Raw genomic sequence first — 20,507 nt, forward strand, 5'->3', positions numbered from 1 at the left:
GGAAATATGTCCAACGATAATTTGGTTCCCGAACCACAGCCGTCCGTTTTCGATGCCGTCAACGGCGTCCTGCAGGACGAGGAGGCCGCTCGCCGCGTGATGGCCAACCCGGCCTTGGCCAAGGGCTTCCCGAACGGACGCCCGATCGAGCACTCTGCTGCGTCCGGCGATGACACCTGTGCGTGTGGCGGTCACCACGGCAAATGCGGTTGCCAGGATGACGAACAGTCCGATGGCAGCGAGATTCCGATCAAGGCGATTGACGATATCGGCCGCGCCACTGCCGAAGACGTGCGCGAGGCACTGCATCAGGTGATTGATCCGGAGCTTGGCATCGACGTGATCGATTTGGGTCTGGTCTACGGCATTGAGATCGATGAGCTAGGCCGCGCCATTATTACGATGACGCTGACCACGCCGGCCTGCCCGCTGACCGACCTTATCGAGGACGAATGCGCATCCACGCTGGCCGGTCTGGTCGAGGAGTTCCGCATCGACTGGACGTGGGATCCGCGCTGGACCATGGAGCGCATCACGCCCGAAGGCCGCGACCAGCTCGCCGCCCTAGGCTTCAGCTTCGACAATATGCCAAAGTACTGATAGCGCTTAGTAAGTTCCCTCATCAGAGGGAGCTCTATACGAGAAAAGCCCCGCATGATGCGGGGCTTTTCCATGTCTGGACTGGTCAATCAGTCATCGACGATGGTGTTCTTCGGGACAACCGTGATGCCATCCGGCGTGACGGTGAAGCCACGGGCCAGATCGTGCTCGGTATCGATGCCGACAGTGGAGTTCTCGGTGAGCACCACGTTCTTGTCAAGAATCGCCTTGTACACGCGGGCGCGGCGGTTGATGACTACACCGTCGAACAGCACGGAATCGACAATCTGTGCCCACGAGTGGATACGCACATTGGGGGAGAGCACGGAGTGGTGCACTTCACCGCCGGAGACGATCACACCGGGGGAGACGATCGAATCGGTGGCGTGGCCCAGACGGTCGCGGCCGGCGTGCACGAACTTGGCCGGCGGCAGGTTGCCGGACATCGTGTAAATCGGCCAATCCTGGTTGTACAGGTTGAACTCGGGCACATAGGCGATCAGATCCATGTGCGCATCGTAGAACTGCTTAATCGTACCGACGTCGCGCCAGTAAGCGTGATCAGTGGCCGTGGAGCCCGGAATCTCGTTCGAGTTGAAGTCGTAGACGCCGGCTTCGTTGCGGGAAGCGAAGTACGGGGCGATGTCGCCGCCCATGTCGTGCTTGGTGTCGGCAGCCTTCTCATCGAGAGCCAGAGCCTCGAACAGGGCCTTGGTGTTGGCGACGTAGTTACCCATGGAGGCCAGAATCTGGTTCGGATTGTCCGGCAGACCGGTGGTGGTGGGCGGCTTCTCCTGGAAGTTCTTGATCATGTTCGGGTGATCGGGATCGACCTCAATCACACCGAACTGGTTCGATTCCTCGATGGGCTGGCGGATACCGGCCACGGTGAACTCGGCGCCGGACTCGATGTGCTGCTGTACCATCTGTTCGAAGTCCATGCGGTAGACGTGATCGGCACCCACGATCACCACGATGTCCGGCTGGACATCCTCGATGATGTTGATGGTCTGGTAGATGGCGTCGGCGGAGCCGAGATACCAGTGCTTGCCGAGACGCTGCTGCGCGGGCACAGGGGAGACGTACGAGCCAAGCAGCGGGGAGAAACGCCAGACCTGGGAGATGTGGCGGTCAAGCGAGTGAGACTTGTACTGGGTGAGCACCACGACCTGACGGTACCCGGAGTTCACCAGGTTGCTCAACGGGAAATCGATCAGACGATACACACCACCGAAGGGAACGGCGGGCTTCGCGCGATCACGGGTTAACGGCATCAGGCGGGTCCCCTCACCACCTGCAAGCACAATCGACAGAATCTTGGGATTCTTGGTCATCGTAACTGTCCTCTCTGTTACTGAGCGTCTTTCGACACCGCACTGCCGGGCCGGATGCTTCCTTGCATTCGGTTTACATAGTTAATAATTGCAGAAAAAAACGAACATGCAAGGCTTTCGCCCCCGCGTGCCGTGAACTTGCGATGAACAGTTTCGTAGATTTGTTAAGGATCCGGCCTTTTCGGAGCGCGTGCGATTCCTTAGCGTGTCGCGTAGAACGCCACTGCGCTGGATGCCGCCACGTTCAGGCTATCCACGCCGTGGCTCATCGGAATCTTCACGGTCAAATCGGCGCGGGCAATCGTATGGTGGGACAGGCCGTCGCCCTCGGTACCGAAGATCAGCGCGAGCTTGTCGATATGCGTCGGATCTTCGGCAGGCGCGTGCAGACGGCGTGTCAGTTCGTCCAACGAAATCGAACGATCCTCCAATGCCATGGCCACGGTGGTGAAGCCCAGCGACTTCAACTCGTCGATGCCCTGGAACGGCCAGTAATGCTTGTTTTCGGTGCCGTCGTCGTTGAACCCGGTGATACGGGTCCACGGAATCTGGAATACGGTGCCCATCGACACGCGGGCGGCGCGTCGGTACAGCGGATCACCGCAGGAGGGTGTGACCAGCACGGCATCCACATCGAGCGCGGCCGCCGAACGCATCAGTGCGCCCACATTGGTGTGGTCCACGATGTTTTCCATTACTGCCACGCGGCGGGCGCTCCTGCAGACCTCGGCTACGGAGGGCAACGGCCAGCGTCGCATCGCGCATAGGGCGCCGCGATGCAAACGGTAGCCGGTCAGACGCTTGAGCTGCTCAGGTGAGGCCACGTAGACGGGAATATCCGCGCCCCAGCGCCCGTCGATGAAGTCGAAGGTGTCTTTCATGCCCTCCAGCCAAGGTTCCTCGACCAGCAGTGACAGCGGTTCGCGGTCAGCGGCCAGCGCGCGGTCGATAACCTTGGGGGACTCGGCGATGAACACGCCCTTGGCTGGTTCCAAGCGATTACGCAACTGCATTTCGGTGAGGCTCACATACGCTTCGACGCGCGGGTCGTCGACGGTGTCCAGCGTGATGAACTGCATTGGTGGCCTTTCGTGTGTGCAGATAACGAAAAACCCCTTGCAATGCAAGGGGTTTATCTGTGCCCGAGACGGGACTTGAACCCGTACGCCTGTATAAAATAGGCACTAGCACCTCAAGCTAGCGCGTCTACCATTCCGCCACCCGGGCAGGTGTCGTTTGGACAACGAGTAGATAGCTTAGCATGAAATTACAGGGATGCAATTCGCGCGTGTGCCCGGCGTGTCGCGTGTAGCCTTGAAGTCATGACTGATGCCCTTTTTCTTTTCGACCCGCAGGTCGACGACGTCCCGGTGAACAGCGACGAACTCCACGCCGGCTGGAAGCTAACCCTGCCCGCTCACATCAAGCGCCATGCCGTGCAGGCCATGCGACTCAAGGCAGGGGACAGCCTGCAACTTTCCGACGGCAACGGCTTGAGAATCCAGGCAGTGATGGCCGATCCTGAAGCCGGACTGGCTGAAGTCGTGGAAGTGGGGCGCGAACCCGAGCCGCTCACCCGTTTGGCGCTGATTCAGGCATTGGCGAAAACCGGCCATGATGAGCAGGCCATCGATATGGCTACTCAGATCGGCGTCGACCAAGTGGTGCCATGGCAGGCGGACCGATCCATTGCCAAGTGGAAGGTCGGCCGTACAGACAAGAAGTGGAATTCGGTACTGGATGCCGCCACCGAGCAGTCGCGGCGCGCCTTTAAGCCGCAACTGGAGGCGTGCGCGTCCAGCAAGGAGGTCGAGGCCATCTGCCGCAGGGCCTGCGTGCATGGCGATGTGGTGATTGTGCTGCATCAGGATGCTACCGATACGTGGTCCGGCGTGGAGGAGAAGGTTGCGCAGTTGGTGGAACGCACGCTCCAGGACGGCCGGCCGCGGACTGTCAGTGTGGTGGTCGGGCCTGAGGGCGGCATCAGTGAGCAGGAGGTAGCTGATTTCGTCAAGGCCGGAGCGGTGAGCTGCGTACTGGGGCGCAATATTCTGAGAGCCGCGACGGCCGGTCCTGTAGCGTTGTCGCTGTTGTCTCGGGTGTTGGGACGTTACGAGTAACGCCCACGCGCTAAGCTGGTGCGTAGCAACATCAAACCAAGGAGCATGATGAGCGAATCCGACGATTGCCTGTTCTGCAAGATCATCGCAGGGCAGATTCCCAGCAGCAAGGTCTACGAGGACGAGACGACCTACGCATTCAACGACATCAATCCCAAGGCCAAGGTCCACGTGCTCGTGGTGCCCAAGAAGCACTACGCCAACGTCGCCGAACTTGCCGCCGACGACCCGACCGAGCTGGCCCACATCGTCTCCATTGCGCAGAACATCGCCGACAAGGAATTTCACGGCGCCTACCGACTGGTGTTCAACACCGGTCTCGACGCCGGCCAGACCGTCTTCCACGTGCACGCGCACGTGATGACCGGCGAAAAGCTCGACGAGTAGTAGGGGAATATCCGCTTCGTGGCAACGACTACACGTACCATCACCATCCCGCCCCAACTTGACCCCGTCGCCGTGCTCGGCCCGGTTGACGAGGTCATTCGCGAGGTAGAGCGCGCCTTTCCGGACCTGACGATTATCGTGCGCGGCAACCGCGTGGCGATCGTCTCCCGCTCCAAGCAGACCGAAGCCCAGGCCGCACAGGCCGAGGATTTGGTCAATACCATCATCCAAGCCGCCTACACCGCGCCTATGGACGCCGACACCGTGCGTCGCATGCTCGACCAGAACGTGCTCAAGAACCACGTGCGCCTCGAACATCCCGGTCACGGCCCGGTGCGTGACAAACTGGCGCAATCGACCTCAAACGAACGCGCCCATGCACGTTCTGCCGGCTCCCACGACCCGACGTACCGCAAGCCCACGGTTCCCGGCGTCATCACCTTTGCTGCCGGCGTGCCGGTCCGTGCGAAAACCGCCGGACAAGTGGCCTACGTGAACGCCATCGAATCGCACACCATCACCTTCGGCATTGGCCCCGCAGGCACCGGCAAGACGTATCTGGCCGTGGCCAAGGCTGTGCGTGCCTTCCAGGACAAGCAGATTCGCCGCATCATCCTCACGCGCCCGGCCGTGGAGGCCGGCGAAAGCCTCGGCTTTCTGCCCGGCACGCTGAATGACAAGGTTGACCCGTATCTGCGCCCGCTGTACGACGCGCTTGGCGACATGCTCGGCGCCGACCAGCTCAAGCGGTACATGGACGACGGCTCCATCGAAGTGGCGCCGCTCGCCTACATGCGCGGCCGTACGCTGAACGACGCGTTCGTGATCCTCGACGAGGCTCAGAACACCACCGAACAGCAGATGAAGATGTTCCTGACCCGTCTGGGCTTCAACACCACGATGGTCATCACCGGCGATATCTCGCAGGTGGACCTGACCGTGCCTCGCTCGGGACTGGCCACCATCGAACGCATCCTGGGCGGCATCAACGACATCGCATTCGTGCATCTCAAAACCGAGGACGTGGTACGTCACCAGCTGGTCGGACAGATCGTGGCCGCCTACGACCGTCACTCCGCCATCGCCGGCGACCACCGCGACATCGAACGCAAGGGCCGCCGCAACCATACCGACTTCGATGCCCGCCAGCAAGCGGATTCAACCAACCAAAGCGAGACAGACGATGAGCGTTGACGTCACCAATGAAACCCAGTGGGTCATCGACCCCAAGGTCTTCTCCGATTTGGGTATTTGGGTACTCGACCAGATGCGCGTGAGCACCCAGTCCGACCTGACCATCATGTTCGTGGATCCCGATCCCATCGCCGAACTGCACATGCGTTGGATGAACCTCGAAGGCCCGACCGACGTGATGAGCTTCCCGATGGACGAGCTGCGCCCCGGCGACGGCAAAACCGTGATGGAAGGAGTGCTCGGCGACATCGTCATCTGCCCGTGGGTCGCTGCCCAACAGGCTGCCGCAGCCGGGCACAGCACCATGCAGGAGATGCTATTGCTCACCATCCACGGCATCCTGCACCTGCTCGGCTACGACCACGTGACCCCCGAGCAGGAGCGCCAGATGTTCGGCCTGCAGCGACAGCTGCTGCTCACCTTCTTCGCCCTACGCCACGATGCCAACGTGCAGGCCACGCTGCCCGCCGGCACACCCGACGCGCTGGCCCTGTACGACGCCGCGCACGGTGCTGGCCGCGACCTCGATTCCAAATAAGCTCCCAAATCAATCACACCAAATCCGGATTATTCGATACCGTTCAAGGACATTCAAGGACACCGAAAAATCATTATGGAGTATTCCAGTACCACGCCGATCGCCATCACCGTCATTCTTGTACTCGTGGCGGCCCTGTTCGTCTGGCTCTCGCTGACCATGGCCGCCGCTGAAGGCGCCGTGGCCCGCGTAACGCGAGCCAGCCTTAACAATCTCATCCTCGAGGTGCAGACCGACTCCGAAGCAAGCCAGTTCCTCAAGATGAAGAAGATCGACAAGATTCATCGCGTGCAACGGCTCATCGCCGACCGTTACGCCACCGCCGGCAGCTGTGCGTTCTTCCGCATCGCCTGCAATGTGCTCGACGGCGTACTGGTGTCTTCCATCGCATCCCTGTGGGGTGCGGAACTGTGGATTGAACTGCTCTCCGGATTCCTGTTCGCGATTATCGTAGCCGTGGTCTCCGTACTGGTCCGCCCGCGCACCGCCGGCATGGCCAAGCCGGTCGGCATCATGATTTCCAACTCGCGCATCGTGTCGTTGGCCACCAAGCTCACGCCGTTCGCACGCATCGGTGGCGACAAGTCCGGTTCCAAGGGGCCGGGCCGCCGCTCCAAGGACTCCGATCTGTCCGACGACGAGGAGCTTGAGAAGATTCAGCTCGAGCAGGGCAAGGCCGCCATCGACCGACTGGTGGAGTCCAACGACTTCGATCCGGAAGTCTCCGAAATGTTGCGCAACGTGCTCACCCTGTCTGATACGTTGACTCGCGAGATCATGGTGCCGCGCACCGATATGATCTGCATGGAGCGCGACTCCACACTGTCTTCCGCGCTGAAACTGTTCTCCCGCTCCGGTTTCTCCCGCGTGCCGGTGATCGGTGAGGATGTGGATGACCTGATCGGCGTGGCCTATTTGAAGGACGCCGTGCGTGCCACCGCCTTCAACCCGGCGGCCATGGAGCGCGCGGTCGAATCCATCGTCCGGCAGCCGCTGCTTGTTCCCGAATCCAAGCCGGTGGACGACCTGTTCCATGAGATGCAGCGTTCCCGCCAGCATGTGGCCGTGGTGGTCGATGAGTACGGCGGCATCGCCGGCATGGTGACTATCGAGGATGCCATCGAACAGATCGTCGGCGAGCTGGAAGACGAGCACGACCGCACCCAGCGTACTGAGCCGGAGAAAATCGGAGACAACAAGTGGAAGATGCCCGCCCGTACGCCGATTGCCGATCTGGAGGAGATCTTCGAGATCGACATTGATGAGGACGATGTCGATACCGTGTACGGCCTGCTGACCAAGATTCTGGGCCGCGTGCCGATTGTCGGTGCCTCGGCCGTGACGCGCGGTCTGCGACTGACCGCCGTGGACTCCGCCGGACGCCGCAAGAAGGTGTCCACCATCGTCGTAGAACCGGCGCACGTCGAGGGCGGCGAGGAAAATAACAAGACCCATGAGGAAACTGACGGCGAGCCCGTCGAAGGCGATGATACCGCCAGCAAGGAGTGATATGACCGACCAGAACAACAGCACGAACGACGTCGATGACATTGACGTTACCGATGCTTCCGATGTTGCCGGCGTTGCCGAAGTCGACGCGACCGGTGAGACGGAGAACGTGACCAAGCAGGACGTGCCGTATCGCTCCGGATTCGTGGCCGTGGTGGGCCGCCCGAACGTCGGCAAATCCACGTTGATCAACGCGTTGATCGGCAAGCAGATTGCCATCGCATCCTCTCGCCCGGAAACCACCCGTAAGGCGATTCGCGGCATCCTGACCGCCGATCACGCGCAGCTCGTGCTCGTGGACACGCCCGGTATTCACCGTCCGCGTACGTTGCTCGGCCAGCGTCTGAACGACGTGGTCGACGAATCTCTGGCCGATGTGGACGTGGTGGCCTTCCTGCTGCCCGCCGATCAGGAAATCGGCCCCGGCGACAAGCGTATTCTCTCCCGACTGCGTACCGACTTCGCCACCAAGCGTGAGGACGGTACGTTCAAGTGGCGCATCCCGCTGATTGCCATCGTCACCAAGATCGACGAGCTTGGCCGTCAGCAACTCATCAACAAGCTCATCGAAATCAACGATTTCGCCGATTTCTCGGACATCGTGCCGGTGAGCGCCCTGAAGCACGACAATCTGGCTGAAGTGAAGAACGTGCTCATTGAGCACACGCCCGAGGGTCCGCAGATGTACCCGGACGATCAGATCAGCGAGGAGCGTCCGGAAGACACCATCGCCGAACTCGTGCGCGGTGCGTTCCTTGAGACCCTGGACGACGAGCTGCCGCATTCGCTGGCCGTGGTGGTTGATTCCATCGACTATCCGGAAGACAACGAGACCGGTCAGGGCTATGACGGCAAGGCGCAGGTCAACGTGTCCATTTACGTGGAGCGTGACTCCCAGAAGCCGATCATCATCGGCAAGGGCGCCTCGAACCTCACCTACGTCAAGAAGAAGCTGCGCACCCCGGTCAACCGCATCGTCGGCCAAAAAGCCAAGCTCGACCTCCACGTCAAGGTAGCCAAAGGCTGGCAGTCCGACCCCAAGCAACTAGAACGCCTCGGCTTCTAGGGCGTATAGACGAAAAAAGCTCCCTCGTCAGAGGGAGCTTTTGCTATACGGTTTACTTCCGCTTGGTGTACATCTGGGTGTTGAGGAGGGCGGAGTAGCGCTTGATGACCTTGGGGCGAATCACCTTCATGGAAGCGGTCATGAGGCCGTTCTCCTGAGTGAACTCTTCAGGCAGGATGATGAACTTGCGCACGGACTCGGCGCGGGAGACGCCCTCGTTGGCCTGATCGACCCACTGCTGCACTTCGGCGCGCACGGCGGCGTTCTTGGCGGCATCCTCCAGCGGCATGTTCTCGTCCAGGCCCTTGGCGGCCAGCCACGGGCGCAGCGACTCCTCGTCCAGCGTCACCAATGCGGAGATGAACGGACGCTTATCACCCAGCACCAGCGCCTGGGAGACGAACTCGCAACGCTGAATGACTTCCTCGATCGGGCCGGGGGAGACGTTCTTACCACCTGCAGTGATAATCAGATCCTTCTTACGACCGGTGATGTACAGGAAGCCATCGTTGTCGATACGGCCCAAGTCGCCGGTGACATACCAGCCATCTTCGGTGAACGACAGCTCAGTGGCCTCGTCGTTCTTGTGATAGCGCGGGAACACGGCACGACCCTTGACCTGAATTTCGCCGTCCTCGGCGATGCGCAGGGAGAATCCGGGGAATGCGATGCCCACGGAACCAGCGTGGAACGGCGTACCCAGCGGGTTGAACGCGCACGGTGCGGTGGTCTCGGTCAGACCATAGCCCTCGTATACAGGCACACCCGCGCCACGGAAGAAAGCCAGCAGTTCCGGGTCAAGCGGGGCACCGCCGGCCACAATCCACTTGGCGCGACCGCCGAGCACTTCGCGCAGCGAAGAGTAGACAATCGGATCGAAGGCGGCGCGGCGGGTGCGGGTCAGTGCACCTGCCTTGCCATTGGCGGAGACTTCCTTCATATAGTTCTGCGCAGCCACCACGGCGGAGGCGAACACCACGCCCTTTGGACCGTGTCCGGCCTTCTGAGATGCGGCGTTGTACACCTTCTCCAGCACACGCGGCACCACGATCATGATGGACGGCCTGGCCACCTGCAGGTCGCTGATCAGCGTCTTGATGCCGGCTGCGATATAGATGTGCACGTTCGAGGCCACGACGATGTAGTTGATGGCGCGGGCGAAGGAATGGGCCTGCGGCAGGAACAACAGGATGGTGTTTTTCTTGTCGTGCAGCAGTTCGGGCATGTAGGTCGGCAGATTCAGCGCGGTCTGGCAGTAGTGCTCATGGGTCATTTCCACGCCCTTCGGCGCGGCCGTGGAACCGGAGGTGTACACGATGGAGCACAGATCGGTCTTCTTGACCGAGTCGATGCGCTCGTCCAGTTCTTCGTCCGAGATGCCGGCGCCATAGGCCTTGATTTCGTCCAAGCCACCGGTCTCGATGGTGATGATGTGCTCCAAAGACGGGCATTCCTCGACGGATCCATCCGCCTTCTCGCGCATGTCCGTATCCTGCACGATCAGCAGGCGGGCGTCGGAATTATTGACGATGTTGCGAATCTGCTCGGCCGAATCGGTGTCGTAGACGGTGGCCAGCACACCGCCGCAGGCCATGATCGCCGCGTCGGTCAGGTCCCAGTCGTAGGAAGTGCGGCACATGAATGCCACGGCATCGCCCTTCTTCAGGCCGTAATGAATCAGGCCCTTGGCCACGGCACGCACGTCAGCCAGGAACTCGTTGGCGGTGACGGTCACCCAATCGTTGCCGGACTTGTAGGTGTACAGAGGCTCATCGCCCATACGTTCGGCGCGGTCCGCATACAGGTCGTAGATGGACGTACCTTCGTCCAGCGGCGGATTGCCTTCGGTGGAGGTGGTGAGCAGGCCGGTGACGGGGTCGATGTCGGTGACGGTCAGGTGGCCGTCGTCCCAATCGTCGCTGTGAGGCAAAGCGATATTGGCCTCGACCGGCACGTCGGCGTTAGACAGGTAATCGGGCTCGTCCGGAGTGTCGTCGTGGACCGGGTGGACGAAGTCGGATCCCAACCTGAGCGCCTTACGGGTGAGATTGATAGTGTGCTGCGTGAAGGAATTGATAACCGACAAGTCTTGCTCCTGTAAACCTTTCAGTGTCGTCCAGCCATGAGGCGAACGCTTCTCAAAGTTCAAATTGTAATCGTCCAAACCGAACTCGTCACCTTACGCAACCGTAGGATTCTGGCGGGTTAGGGGAGCGCGTGGCAAAATATTGCACAGGTTCCGATATTGTTGAGTAACCGTGAGCTACGAAACGGCGATTGTCGATAATTATTGAGCGGTTGGTTGCTGATCGATGCCGGGTGATTGTTGGACGACTTCCGAGCAATTCATCCGCAATGCACATGGACACATTCGTATTTCTTACTAATTTCGGGTTCGTTTCTATTTCGATTGGCGGAATCTCAAGTCATGGTCTTTACCTTTCGACTACACTTACCATGCGGATAACCATGTCCATTTTGAAGTAGAACAAGAAAGGGCTCTCATGGCGCAAAACCCAGAAGCCACCGTGGTGTTCGGCGTTTTGAACGAAACGTCCGAAACGGAATCCCGCGTCGCGCTGACGCCGGATATCGTCACCCGGCTGAAGAGGAGCGGTGTCTCCTCACTGATTGAAGCAGGTGCCGGCATTGCTGCCGACTACACCGATGAGGATTACGAAAAGGCCGGTGCGAAGGTGGCCAGCCGCGACGAGGTGCTCGCCGAAGCCGACGCGCTCGGTTTTGTGGACCGACCGTCCGCCGAGACCGTGGCCAAGCTCAAGGCCGGCCAGTGGGTCATTGGCATGCTCGGTTCCTTCACCGATGCCGATTACGTGGCCGCGCTCGAGAAGGCCGGTCTGGTGGGCATCGCCATCGAAAAGCTGCCCCGTAAGCTTTCCAGCGCCCAGTCCATGGATGAGATGACCTCTCAGAACTCCGTGATGGGCTACAAGGCAGCCATCACCGCTGCCGATGCTTACGGTTCCTTCCTGCCGATGATGACCACCGCCGCCGGCACGATTCGCCCGGCTAAGGCGCTGGTGCTCGGTGCCGGCATCGCCGGCCTGCAGGCCATCGGTACGCTGAAGCGTCTTGGCGCGGTCGTCACCGCGTACGACGTGCGTCCCGCCTCCCAGGGCGAGGTCGAGTCCCTCGGCGCGAAGTTCCTTGATCTGGGACTTGACTTCTCCAAGGGCCAGGGCGAGGGCGGTTATGCCCGCGCGCTGAGCGCCGAAGAGCAGGCTCAGCAGCAGGCTGCCGTCGACGAAAAGGCCGCCGGCTTTGACATCATCATCACCACCGCCAAGGTCCCGGGCCGCAAGCCCCCGGTGCTGCTCACCGCAGCCGGCGTCAAGGGTCTCAAGCGTGGTGCCGTGATCGTGGACTGCGCAGCATCCGACCTCGGCGGCAACGTCGAGGGCTCCGCCGTTGGTGAGCAGGTCACCGAGGGCGGCGTCAAGCTGATCGGCGCTCCCTACCTGGCCTCCGGCGTCGCCACCACCGCATCCAACCTGCTTTCGCGCAACGTGGCCGACATCCTCGTGCACTTCGTGCGTGACGGCAAGCTCGGCCAGGATCTCACCGAAGAACTTGACGACGCGCTGGTGGTTGCCGGCCGCGCCGCCGCCCCGGCAGCTGCTGCCGATGCCGAGAAGTCCGAGAAGTAAGGAAGAAGGAATACCATGCCTACTCTCGTCGTTTCCATTACCCTGTTCGTCCTCGCGCTGCTCATCGGCATCGAGGTCATCGGCAAGGTGCCCGCCACCCTGCACACGCCGCTTATGTCCGGCGCGAACTCCATCCACGGCATCGTCATCGTCGGCGTTGTGATCGTGGCAGCTGAAGCCAATAGCCCGCTGGCCTACGTGTTCATCTTCCTGGCCGCTGTGCTGGGCACCATGAACGTCGTTGGTGGCTACGTGGTCACCGACCGCATGCTTGAGATGTTCAAGTCCAGCAAGAACGAGAAGAAGGGGGAGTCGAAGTAATGACCTCCGCAACCGTTGGCGCCATCGACATCGTCGCTTGGTTCGTCTACCTGTTCTCTGCCGTCCTGTTTGTGGTCGGTCTGCATTTCATGAATTCGCCGAAGACCGCCCGCAAGGGTAACCAGATCTCCGCGTTCGGCATGGTCGTGGCCGTGCTCATGGCGTTCATCGTGCTCTTCGCCAAGGGCTTCGTGAACATTGTCGCCGTGGTGGTGCTGGTCGTCGGCATCCTGATCGGTGCCGTGGCCGGTGTCGTCTCCGCCAAGAAGGTGAAGATGACCGATATGCCGCAGCTGGTCTCCGTGTTCAATACCGTGGGTGGTGGCGCCGCCGCACTCGTGGCCCTGAACGACATCCTGACCAAGGAAGGCACCCCGGACATCGTGGTGCTCATCACCGCTGGTCTCGGTATTCTCATCGGTTCTGTGACCTTCACCGGCTCGCTCATCGCTGCCGGCAAGCTGCAGGGTATCAAGTGGGTCAAGAAGCTGAACCTGCCGGGCAAGGGCGTATGGAACATTCTGTTCGCCGTGCTGTCCGTCGCCTCGCTGGTCATGCTGTGCGTCCAGCCCGAACAGCGTCTGCTGTGGTCGATTCTGACCACCGTGTTCGCCCTGTGCTACGGCTTGGTCTTCGTGATTCCGATCGGCGGCGCCGATATGCCGGTGGTGATCTCCGTGCTCAACGCCTGCACCGGTACGGCTGTGGCTATGTCCGGTCTGGCGATTGACAACGTCGCCCTGATCGTGGCCGGCGCACTCGTCGGTTCCGCAGGTGTGACCCTGTCCATCCTCATGGCTCAGGCCATGAACCGCCCGCTGCTCTCCGTCTTGGCCGGTGGCTTCGGCGGTGGTGCTGACGCCGCCGCTGCTGGCGACGGTCCGGAAGGCACCATGAAGGAGACCACGCCGGACGATCTGGCCGTTCAGCTCGTCTACGCGCAGAAGGTCATCTTCGTGCCCGGCTTCGGTCTGGCTCAGGCTCAGGCCCAGCGCGAGCTCGCCGACCTCGGCGAACTGCTCAAGGGCCACGGCGTGGAAGTCTCCTACGCCATCCACCCGGTCGCAGGCCGTATGCCTGGCCACATGAACGTGCTGCTGGCCGAGGCCAACGTGCCCTACGAGGAGCTCGTGGATCTCGATGAGATCAACCCGCAGTTCCCGCAGGCCAACGTGGCTCTGGTCGTCGGCGCCAACGATGTGACCAACCCGGCTGCTCGCCGTCCCGGCACCCCGGTCTCCGGCATGCCGATTCTCGACGTCGACAAGTCCCAGAACGTCGTGGTCATGAAGCGCGGCCGCGGTATGGGCTACGCCGGCATCCAGAACGAGCTCTACTTCGAAGACAACACCCAGATGCTGTTCGGTGACGCGAAGAAGAGTCTGCAGTCCGTCATCGCCGCCGTCAAGGAATTGCTCGCGTAACCATTCTTGGCTCCCCTCTGTGAGGGGAGCTGTCGAACGGAGTGAGACTGAGGGGAGTAGCCCATACGCGGGTGCTCCCCTCAGTCAGCTTCGCTGGCGGCTCCCCTCACAGAGGGGAGCCGAGCTCTATATCTACTACAGCCCAAACACCCGCTTAACAAAGCTGTTAACGCGACGCCAATAGCGGTCCGGATCGGTGCTGGCGCTCATCGTGTGGTCGGCGCCGGGAATCAGCAGCTTCTCGCGGTCGATGCTGGCGCAGGCGTTGTAATTGATGTCCAGATACTTCGGATTGACAAAAGTATCCGCTCCGCCATGAATGAACATCATCGGAATAGTCGCGTGCCGTAATGCCTTCACACAGGAGGCGTCCTCAAACCGGTATCCAGCCTTGCGTTCAGACACATGACTGGCCACTTTGACCAGCAGCACGGCCAACGAGTGCGGCAAACGGAACATCGCCTCGGCATTATCCGTAAACTGCGAGACCACGGAACTGTATCCGCAATCGGAAATCGCGGCGACGACGTTGCGGGGGAGTCGCGCATCGCCGGCCGCCATCATCACCGTGGCGGCGCCCATCGAATTGCCATGCAACAGAATGCGTGCATCCGGATCAGCTGCGGTGATCAGCGAAACCCAGCCCAACAGATCGTCGCTTTCCAGCAATCCCATACCCACGTAACGCCCTTCGCTCAACTCATGGGCGCGCTGCGCGGGTAGCAGGACCGTAAAACCGAGTTGCGCATAGCGATGCGCCCATTTGGCCATTTCCGCGGGCTCTCCGGCATAGCCATGGCAGCAGATCGCGTATAGATGCGGCTGTGGGTCGGAACAATCCGGGTCCAACAGCCAGCCGTGGAGTTTCAATCCATCATGGCTGCGCAGCGTGACCGATTGCTTGGCCTCCTCGAACCACCGGGCGGCCTCAAGCTGCTCGGACATGTCGAATTCGATGCCTTTCGGTGTCTCCTCGTGCGGCATGTTGAACATCGAACGTTTGGCCTTGGTGTCCAGCGCGAACGTGAACATGACGTTGGCGGCTGCGGCTGTGACGCCGGCTCCTGTGGCGGCTATCGCGGCAAGTGCCGCAGCCATACCCCTGACAACGCGAGTGTGTGCGGCGATGACGTCATGGCCATCCTCATTGATGACGTCGTCCGAACGAGTCATATCAACCTCCCGATACGGTACTCACCATCGTACGTTATTTTCGAAATCATCCCCAACTTCGTGAAAGACCGTACACTGAGTGTCGCTGAGCGTACGATTTTCACGAAATGGCGGACGATTTCGTGAAAACCGTACGATGAGAACGGGTAAGCGTACGTTCTTCACAAAGTTAGGGATTATTTCGCGGAAACCGTACGATGACGTGGCTGGGACGGCCGGGATGCAGTGTCATCGAAGCATCACCGCGCCAAAGTCCGGAGTTGGCGTATACTTGACAATTGTTGCTTTGGCGAGGGAAGTGTGCGTGCTGACACATGACACAGCTTCCGTTATCGACTCGGCGTATTTCACTCCTTGTAGGGTGTCTTTCGGCGCGTCGTGGCGTCTGAGCGAGACAGTACGAAACGAAACTACAAGGAGTATCCATTATGGCTACCACCATTAAGCTTGAGGGCGAGGCCCGTTCCGAGTTCGGCAAGGGCGTTGCTCGTCGTCTGCGCGTTGCCAACAAGATTCCGGCCACCATCTACGCCGGCGGCGAAGAGCCCGCCTTCGTGACCTTGCCGATGCGCGAGACCACCCTGGCCCTGCGTCACACCAACGCCCTGTTCACCATCGCCTTCGACGGCAACACCAAGATGGCCGTCGTCAAGGACGTGCAGAAGAACCCGGTCAAGCGCATCATCGAGCACGTTGACTTCCTTGAGGTCAAGGCCGGCGAGAAGATCGACGTCGAGGTGCCGGTCTTCGTTGAAGGCACCCCGAAGGGCGCTGCTGTGGCATTCGTCGACATTCAGGAGCTCAAGGTTCGCGCTGACGTCGCCAACTTGCCTGAGAAGATCGTTGTGAGCGTCGAGGGCCTAACCGACGGCACCAAGGTGTTCGCTAAGGACGTTGTTCTGCCTGAAGGCGTTGAGCTCGACGTTGAGGACCCGGAAGAGTCCGTCGTCACCGTTGAGGTGCCGGAAGATGCTTCTGAGTCCACCGCCGCTCCGGAAGCTGCTGCTCCGGCTGCCGACGCTGCTGCTCCGGCTGCCGACGCCAAGTGAGTCGATCGCTTCGATAGCGAACAATTCAGAACATAACTGAAACGTGGAAGCCCGCAGCCGTTGAGAACGGTGCGGGCTTCTTCGTTTTTCACCATGTGAACTCTGCTACACGAGTAACACATGGGTGTGCAAAAGTATGCAACAGAGCTCGCGCCACAAGCGCACAGCACACACCCCATATGGTGGCTTTCGGGCCGCCAAAGTCAAGAAGAAGTAGCTAGTAATGACTGAAAACACGCACCACGATCCGGCAGCGCTCGACAAGCTCGCCGAACCGTTCACCGTACTGCCGAACGACAACCCCGCATCCGATGAGAAGCGTCAGTCCCTCATCGACAAGCCGGCTTTCGGCCAGGTGTTCTCCGACAACATGACCCACATGACCTGGACCAAGGGCGAAGGCTGGTCCGACCGCCGCGTCGAACCGTACGCACCGCTCAAGATGGATCCGGGTGCTTCCGTGCTGCACTACGCACAGGAGTGCTTCGAGGGCCTCAAGGCTTACCGTCATGCCGACGGCTCCACCTGGCTGTTCCGCCCGGATGCGAACGCCGAGCGTTTCCAGAACTCCGCCAAGCGTCTGTACCTGCCTGAGCTGCCGATTGACGACTTCCTCGGTTCCGTGGCCGCGCTGGTCAAGCGCGACGCCAACTGGGTGCCGTCCCGCCGCGAGTACACGCTGTACATGCGTCCGTTCATGTTCGCTTCCGAGCCGTTCCTCGGCGTGCGCGCCCCGCAGGAGGTCGACTACTGCGTGATCGCCTCCCCGTCCGGCCCGTACTTCCCGGGCGGCGTCAAGCCGGTGAGCATCTGGGTTGAAGACAAGTGGTTCCGCACCGGCCCTGGCGGCACTGGTTTCGCCAAGTGCGGCGGCAACTACGCCGCCTCTCTGCTCGGCGAGTACAAGGGTGTTGAGAATGGCTGCGAGCAGGTGTGCTTCGTGGACGCCGCCACCAAGACCTACCTCGAAGAGCTCGGTGGCATGAACATGATGGCCGTGCACAAGGATGGCCACGTGGAGACCCCGTCCCTGACCGGTAACATTCTGCCGGGTGTGACCCGTCGCTCCCTGATTCAGCTGCTGCAGGACAAGGGCCACGACGTAGTCGAGACCATGATTGCCCTCGACCAGCTGCTCGAGGACATCAAGTCCGGCGAAGTCACCGAGGTGTTCGCTTGCGGTACCGCCGCCATCATCACCCCGATCGGTCGCTTCAAGTCCGAGAAGTTCGATGTCACCGTCGCCGACGGCGGCTCCGGCAAGCTCACCTGCGAACTGCGCGACGAGCTGCTCGGCATCCAGCTCGGCGAAGTCGAGGACCCGCACAACTGGATGTGGAAGGTGTGCTGAACTAGCACCTTTTGTTTCTGACTAAGACCCCTTGGAACAGCAACAATTCCAAGGGGTCTTGGCGTATTGGAAATGTTCTTGGCTAGAGAGATACAGATGGATTTAGCAACATTCCGCAACAAATAATATGATCTAGGTCTTCTGCACGTTGCGGGGGGTGGTTATGGTTCATCCAGATGAGAACAGGAGCAAACCTATGAGCAAGATGAGTGACATGACGGAATACCATGCTTCAGCCTACCGTTTGCCGTCAGGCTTCGAACACTGCTCGAAATTGAAGCCGGTGGCTGAGGCAGCGACGGCGCTGGACCGGGTCAAGGCCGTGGTGGATGTGCTGTATTCGCCGGGCGGCTGCCCGTGGGACGGCAAGCAGACGAACAAGTCGCTGCTCAAGAATCTGCTCGAGGAAACCTACGAATACGTCGACGCGGTGGAGACTCACGACCGTGACAACATGCGCGAGGAACTGGGTGATGTGTTGCTGCAATCCGTGTTTCAGGCGCGGGTCTGCGAATCGGATACTGAGGACCCGTTCGGTATTGATGAGGTCGCCGATCGGTTGGTGAACAAGCTCATCACTCGGCATCCGCATGTGTTTGCGGCTGATGATGCCGGCAATTCCTCTGATTCTTCTGATGCTTTTGATGCTGACAGTAACGACGGGGGAGAAGCTGCCCAACCCGAATCCCCGGAAGCTGTGCTGGCTCTATGGGAAAAGATGAAACAGCAGGAAAAGCATCGTAAATCCGTGCTTGAGGGCATTTCCCGCGCTCAAGGTGCGTTGCCTCGCGCGGCCAAAGTCGTTTCTCGCATCTCCAAATCGCCGAATGCTGATAGATTGTTCGCGGCGTTTGATGAGCCGGCTGCGGCTGATGCTCAGCGAGATGATGTACATCCTCAAGCGGCGAACCAATCCGAATCAAGCGGCGACAATTCCGCTGAACGGGAGAAGGCCGATGCCTACGCCGATGAAATCCTCGCCGTCGTGCGCAAGGCCCGCGTTGACGGCATCGATATCGAGTCCGCACTGCGCAATCGCTTGCGTGACGTCGAAGAAAAAGTCGCCTTGATTGAATCAGAAATCAACAACGATTAAGTCCATACATGTTTTTTGATTACAGATCGTAAAACCTAGAGGGGCTGAGTTGCCAACGACTACCGGCAAGCTGGCGTCATTGCCATCCTATTCACGTCTTAGTGGCCCCTTCCTCCCCGGCCATACTACTCAGGCAAGGCCTGTTGTAGGCTCGGGTACGACGGGCTGTAGCGCCGAATAAGGATGAACGGGAACAGAACGAAGACGGACTGAGACGAACCGAAGCGGTACCAGAGGGGAGTGGCTCATGCAGGTGGCGTTGGAGAACAACATCGTTTTTGTGGTCATCGAGTATTTAGCAATCCTGTGTTGGGGATTATCGGGCGGACTTGCCGCCATTCGCAAGGGCTACGACATCTTCACCATCATGCTGTGCGGATGGCTTACCGCACTCGGCGGCGGTCTTGTGCGCGACGTGATGCTCGGTGCCCTGCCGCCGGTCGGCATCACCGACAAAGGCTATGTGCTCACCACGCTGTTTTCCGGCATTATCGTGGTGGTGGCCCATCCGGAGATCACCAAACTCAAATGGACGATGACTGTCATCGATGCTCTGGGCCTCGGACTATTCGCAGTCAGCGGCACCGCAAAAGCTCTGGCCTACGGTTCCTCAGGCATGACAGCCGTATTCCTTGGCATGTTCACAGCACTGGCCGGCGGCCTCATTCGTGACATCTTCATTGGCGACGTGCCAATGATTATTCGAGACAAACACCTCTATGCTGTGCCTTCGTTCATCGGCTGCATCCTGACCGTGCTGGTATGGCGCGGCGTAGGCTACGGCTGGTTCGACATGCGCTCGGAAATGCTGCTCGACGTGCTGATCGTCATCATCGTGGTGGCGCTGCGACTGCTCTCGGTAGGCTTCAACGTCACTCTGCCCGGAGCCGTCGAACGTCATCGCGTCTACCTGCCCAGCGAAAGCCGATATCTCAAGCGCCCGGTCATCCATCCGCACGCCGATACCGTCGATCCCGGCGATACCACCAAGGACGAAGAAGACAAGCCTCAGGATGGTTCAAGGCCGTCTCAGGGCTAACTGTCTTCAAAGAGGTACATCTGGCCTTCTGCAGAATGCTAACTGCTTTCAAAGAGGTACCTGAAGCACGAAACGCTGAGTATAAGTGTTGCAATGATGGCGTTTATAGTTGGTTTTTCCCGTATTCGGTACCTCTCTGAACGGAGATGTCATTTCGCAAGACCGCCAATGTACCTCTTTGAACGGAGATACAAAAAGTCCCGCAAGCCAGATGACTTGCGGGACTTTCTAAAACCTTAAGAGGCTTATGCTCACAGAGCGTTGATCGCAACAGCGAGGCCGGACTTGCGGTTGGCGGCCTGGTTCTTGTGGATCACGCCAGCGCCAGCAGCCTTGTCGAGCTTCTGGGCGGCAACCTTGTAGGCGGCCTCGGCGGCAGCCTTGTCACCGGCGGCGATGGCTTCGCGGGTGGCGCGGATGGCGGTCTTCAGGCCGGACTTCACAGCCACGTTGCGAAGGTGCGCCTTCTCATTGGTGAGCACGCGCTTCTTCTGCGACTTAATGTTTGCCACGTTTACTCCAAACGATGTGTGTTATAAGGACATACAAAAGTTAGAGGATAGCATGAACCCCGGAAAAACCCGCGCAATGCCACGCCGAATACAGTCCCTCGGCTACACTAGGTGAAGTTTGAGTAT

General features: G+C 60.1%; 19 protein-coding genes and 1 tRNA gene. 14 read left to right on the forward strand and 6 right to left on the reverse strand.

Annotation, left to right across the window (positions count from 1 at the left end; genetic code table 11):
- The first annotated feature begins 6 nt into the window (after positions 1-6).
- Positions 7-600 carry a metal-sulfur cluster assembly factor gene (locus Q5H31_RS04900; RefSeq protein ID WP_007052150.1) on the forward strand — a complete coding sequence of 198 codons (594 nt, stop codon included), beginning with the start codon at positions 7-9 and terminating at the stop codon, positions 598-600.
- Positions 601-689: 89 nt separating this feature from the next.
- On the opposite strand, the gene glgC is transcribed toward Q5H31_RS04900, so the two are convergent.
- The 3 genes from glgC to Q5H31_RS04915 all read right to left on the reverse strand — a co-directional run bounded on the left by glgC (position 690) and on the right by Q5H31_RS04915 (position 3,161).
- Positions 690-1,934, reverse strand: coding sequence for a glucose-1-phosphate adenylyltransferase (glgC, locus tag Q5H31_RS04905; protein ID WP_007052151.1), 1,245 nt, complete (start codon positions 1,932-1,934; stop codon positions 690-692).
- Between the two features lie 200 nt (positions 1,935-2,134).
- The gene (locus Q5H31_RS04910) at positions 2,135-3,013 is read right to left on the reverse strand and encodes an RNA methyltransferase (RefSeq protein ID WP_007052152.1); all 879 of its coding nucleotides are present in this window, start codon (positions 3,011-3,013) and stop codon (positions 2,135-2,137) included.
- A gap of 60 nt (positions 3,014-3,073) precedes the next feature.
- A tRNA-Leu gene (locus Q5H31_RS04915) sits at positions 3,074-3,161 on the reverse strand.
- A 95-nt stretch (positions 3,162-3,256) separates the two neighbouring features.
- On the opposite strand from Q5H31_RS04915, the gene Q5H31_RS04920 reads away from it, so the two are divergent.
- The 6 genes from Q5H31_RS04920 (at position 3,257) to era (ending at position 8,748) form a co-directional block, all read left to right on the forward strand.
- Positions 3,257-4,054, forward strand: coding sequence for a 16S rRNA (uracil(1498)-N(3))-methyltransferase (locus Q5H31_RS04920; protein WP_302457548.1), 798 nt, complete (start codon positions 3,257-3,259; stop codon positions 4,052-4,054).
- Between the two features lie 48 nt (positions 4,055-4,102).
- Positions 4,103-4,441 carry a histidine triad nucleotide-binding protein gene (locus Q5H31_RS04925; protein WP_007055091.1) on the forward strand — a complete coding sequence of 113 codons (339 nt, stop codon included), beginning with the start codon at positions 4,103-4,105 and terminating at the stop codon, positions 4,439-4,441.
- Positions 4,442-4,459: 18 nt separating this feature from the next.
- Positions 4,460-5,635, forward strand: a complete 1,176-nt coding sequence (locus Q5H31_RS04930) for a PhoH family protein (RefSeq protein WP_007052155.1) — start codon at positions 4,460-4,462, stop codon at positions 5,633-5,635.
- Positions 5,625-6,173, forward strand: a complete 549-nt coding sequence (ybeY, locus tag Q5H31_RS04935) for an rRNA maturation RNase YbeY (RefSeq protein WP_007052156.1) — start codon at positions 5,625-5,627, stop codon at positions 6,171-6,173. Before Q5H31_RS04930 ends, ybeY begins: the two co-directional genes overlap by 11 nt.
- Before the next feature lie 75 nt (positions 6,174-6,248).
- Positions 6,249-7,682 carry a hemolysin family protein gene (locus Q5H31_RS04940; RefSeq protein ID WP_007052157.1) on the forward strand — a complete coding sequence of 478 codons (1,434 nt, stop codon included), beginning with the start codon at positions 6,249-6,251 and terminating at the stop codon, positions 7,680-7,682.
- A gap of 1 nt (position 7,683) precedes the next feature.
- Positions 7,684-8,748 carry a GTPase Era gene (gene era, locus Q5H31_RS04945; protein WP_007052158.1) on the forward strand — a complete coding sequence of 355 codons (1,065 nt, stop codon included), beginning with the start codon at positions 7,684-7,686 and terminating at the stop codon, positions 8,746-8,748.
- Between the two features lie 52 nt (positions 8,749-8,800).
- On the opposite strand, the gene Q5H31_RS04950 is transcribed toward era, so the two are convergent.
- On the reverse strand, positions 8,801-10,834 hold the full coding sequence (locus tag Q5H31_RS04950) for a long-chain fatty acid--CoA ligase (protein WP_302457549.1): 2,034 nt from the start codon (positions 10,832-10,834) through the stop codon (positions 8,801-8,803).
- Between the two features lie 418 nt (positions 10,835-11,252).
- On the opposite strand from Q5H31_RS04950, the gene Q5H31_RS04955 reads away from it, so the two are divergent.
- The 3 genes from Q5H31_RS04955 to Q5H31_RS04965 are packed head-to-tail and all read left to right on the forward strand — an operon-like array spanning position 11,253 to position 14,161.
- Entirely contained in the window at positions 11,253-12,416 is a 1,164-nt protein-coding gene (locus Q5H31_RS04955) for an NAD(P) transhydrogenase subunit alpha (protein ID WP_131234398.1), read from the forward strand.
- A 15-nt stretch (positions 12,417-12,431) separates the two neighbouring features.
- Entirely contained in the window at positions 12,432-12,737 is a 306-nt protein-coding gene (locus Q5H31_RS04960; protein WP_007053366.1) for an NAD(P) transhydrogenase subunit alpha, read from the forward strand.
- The gene (locus Q5H31_RS04965; RefSeq protein ID WP_007053365.1) at positions 12,737-14,161 is read left to right on the forward strand and encodes an NAD(P)(+) transhydrogenase (Re/Si-specific) subunit beta; all 1,425 of its coding nucleotides are present in this window, start codon (positions 12,737-12,739) and stop codon (positions 14,159-14,161) included. Before Q5H31_RS04960 ends, Q5H31_RS04965 begins: the two co-directional genes overlap by 1 nt.
- Before the next feature lie 135 nt (positions 14,162-14,296).
- On the opposite strand, the gene Q5H31_RS04970 is transcribed toward Q5H31_RS04965, so the two are convergent.
- Positions 14,297-15,334, reverse strand: a complete 1,038-nt coding sequence (locus Q5H31_RS04970; protein WP_007053364.1) for an alpha/beta hydrolase — start codon at positions 15,332-15,334, stop codon at positions 14,297-14,299.
- 428 nt (positions 15,335-15,762) lie between these two features.
- On the opposite strand from Q5H31_RS04970, the gene Q5H31_RS04975 reads away from it, so the two are divergent.
- The 4 genes from Q5H31_RS04975 (at position 15,763) to Q5H31_RS04990 (ending at position 19,869) form a co-directional block, all read left to right on the forward strand.
- Positions 15,763-16,383 carry a 50S ribosomal protein L25/general stress protein Ctc gene (locus tag Q5H31_RS04975; protein ID WP_007052163.1) on the forward strand — a complete coding sequence of 207 codons (621 nt, stop codon included), beginning with the start codon at positions 15,763-15,765 and terminating at the stop codon, positions 16,381-16,383.
- Positions 16,384-16,606: 223 nt separating this feature from the next.
- Positions 16,607-17,734: a branched-chain amino acid aminotransferase gene (locus Q5H31_RS04980; RefSeq protein WP_007052164.1), complete on the forward strand. Its 1,128-nt coding sequence runs from the start codon at positions 16,607-16,609 to the stop codon at positions 17,732-17,734.
- Positions 17,735-17,930: 196 nt separating this feature from the next.
- On the forward strand, positions 17,931-18,830 hold the full coding sequence (locus tag Q5H31_RS04985) for a MazG nucleotide pyrophosphohydrolase domain-containing protein (protein WP_007052165.1): 900 nt from the start codon (positions 17,931-17,933) through the stop codon (positions 18,828-18,830).
- 247 nt (positions 18,831-19,077) lie between these two features.
- Positions 19,078-19,869 carry a trimeric intracellular cation channel family protein gene (locus Q5H31_RS04990; protein WP_302457550.1) on the forward strand — a complete coding sequence of 264 codons (792 nt, stop codon included), beginning with the start codon at positions 19,078-19,080 and terminating at the stop codon, positions 19,867-19,869.
- A 251-nt stretch (positions 19,870-20,120) separates the two neighbouring features.
- Here Q5H31_RS04990 and rpsT read toward each other — a convergent pair whose 3' ends face one another.
- On the reverse strand, positions 20,121-20,381 hold the full coding sequence (gene rpsT, locus Q5H31_RS04995; protein ID WP_007052167.1) for a 30S ribosomal protein S20: 261 nt from the start codon (positions 20,379-20,381) through the stop codon (positions 20,121-20,123).
- Positions 20,382-20,507: the final 126 nt, after the last annotated feature.

Origin of the sequence: uncultured Bifidobacterium sp. (assembly GCF_959020155.1) — a bacterium.
GTDB lineage: Bacteria > Actinomycetota > Actinomycetes > Actinomycetales > Bifidobacteriaceae > Bifidobacterium.

Bases quoted from the DNA above. Each gene is read 5' to 3' on its own strand.
- Q5H31_RS04900 (WP_007052150.1), top strand. From the start codon at position 7: ATGTCCAACGATAATTTGGTTCCCGAACCACAGCCGTCCGTTTTCGAT.
- glgC (WP_007052151.1), bottom strand. From the start codon at position 1,934: ATGACCAAGAATCCCAAGATTCTGTCGATTGTGCTTGCAGGTGGTGAG.
- Q5H31_RS04910 (WP_007052152.1), bottom strand. From the start codon at position 3,013: ATGCAGTTCATCACGCTGGACACCGTCGACGACCCGCGCGTCGAAGCG.
- Q5H31_RS04920 (WP_302457548.1), top strand. From the start codon at position 3,257: ATGACTGATGCCCTTTTTCTTTTCGACCCGCAGGTCGACGACGTCCCG.
- Q5H31_RS04925 (WP_007055091.1), top strand. From the start codon at position 4,103: ATGAGCGAATCCGACGATTGCCTGTTCTGCAAGATCATCGCAGGGCAG.
- ybeY (WP_007052156.1), top strand. From the start codon at position 5,625: ATGAGCGTTGACGTCACCAATGAAACCCAGTGGGTCATCGACCCCAAG.
- Q5H31_RS04940 (WP_007052157.1), top strand. From the start codon at position 6,249: ATGGAGTATTCCAGTACCACGCCGATCGCCATCACCGTCATTCTTGTA.
- era (WP_007052158.1), top strand. From the start codon at position 7,684: ATGACCGACCAGAACAACAGCACGAACGACGTCGATGACATTGACGTT.
- Q5H31_RS04955 (WP_131234398.1), top strand. From the start codon at position 11,253: ATGGCGCAAAACCCAGAAGCCACCGTGGTGTTCGGCGTTTTGAACGAA.
- Q5H31_RS04960 (WP_007053366.1), top strand. From the start codon at position 12,432: ATGCCTACTCTCGTCGTTTCCATTACCCTGTTCGTCCTCGCGCTGCTC.
- Q5H31_RS04965 (WP_007053365.1), top strand. From the start codon at position 12,737: ATGACCTCCGCAACCGTTGGCGCCATCGACATCGTCGCTTGGTTCGTC.
- Q5H31_RS04970 (WP_007053364.1), bottom strand. From the start codon at position 15,334: ATGACTCGTTCGGACGACGTCATCAATGAGGATGGCCATGACGTCATC.
- Q5H31_RS04975 (WP_007052163.1), top strand. From the start codon at position 15,763: ATGGCTACCACCATTAAGCTTGAGGGCGAGGCCCGTTCCGAGTTCGGC.
- Q5H31_RS04980 (WP_007052164.1), top strand. From the start codon at position 16,607: ATGACTGAAAACACGCACCACGATCCGGCAGCGCTCGACAAGCTCGCC.
- Q5H31_RS04985 (WP_007052165.1), top strand. From the start codon at position 17,931: ATGAGCAAGATGAGTGACATGACGGAATACCATGCTTCAGCCTACCGT.
- Q5H31_RS04990 (WP_302457550.1), top strand. From the start codon at position 19,078: ATGCAGGTGGCGTTGGAGAACAACATCGTTTTTGTGGTCATCGAGTAT.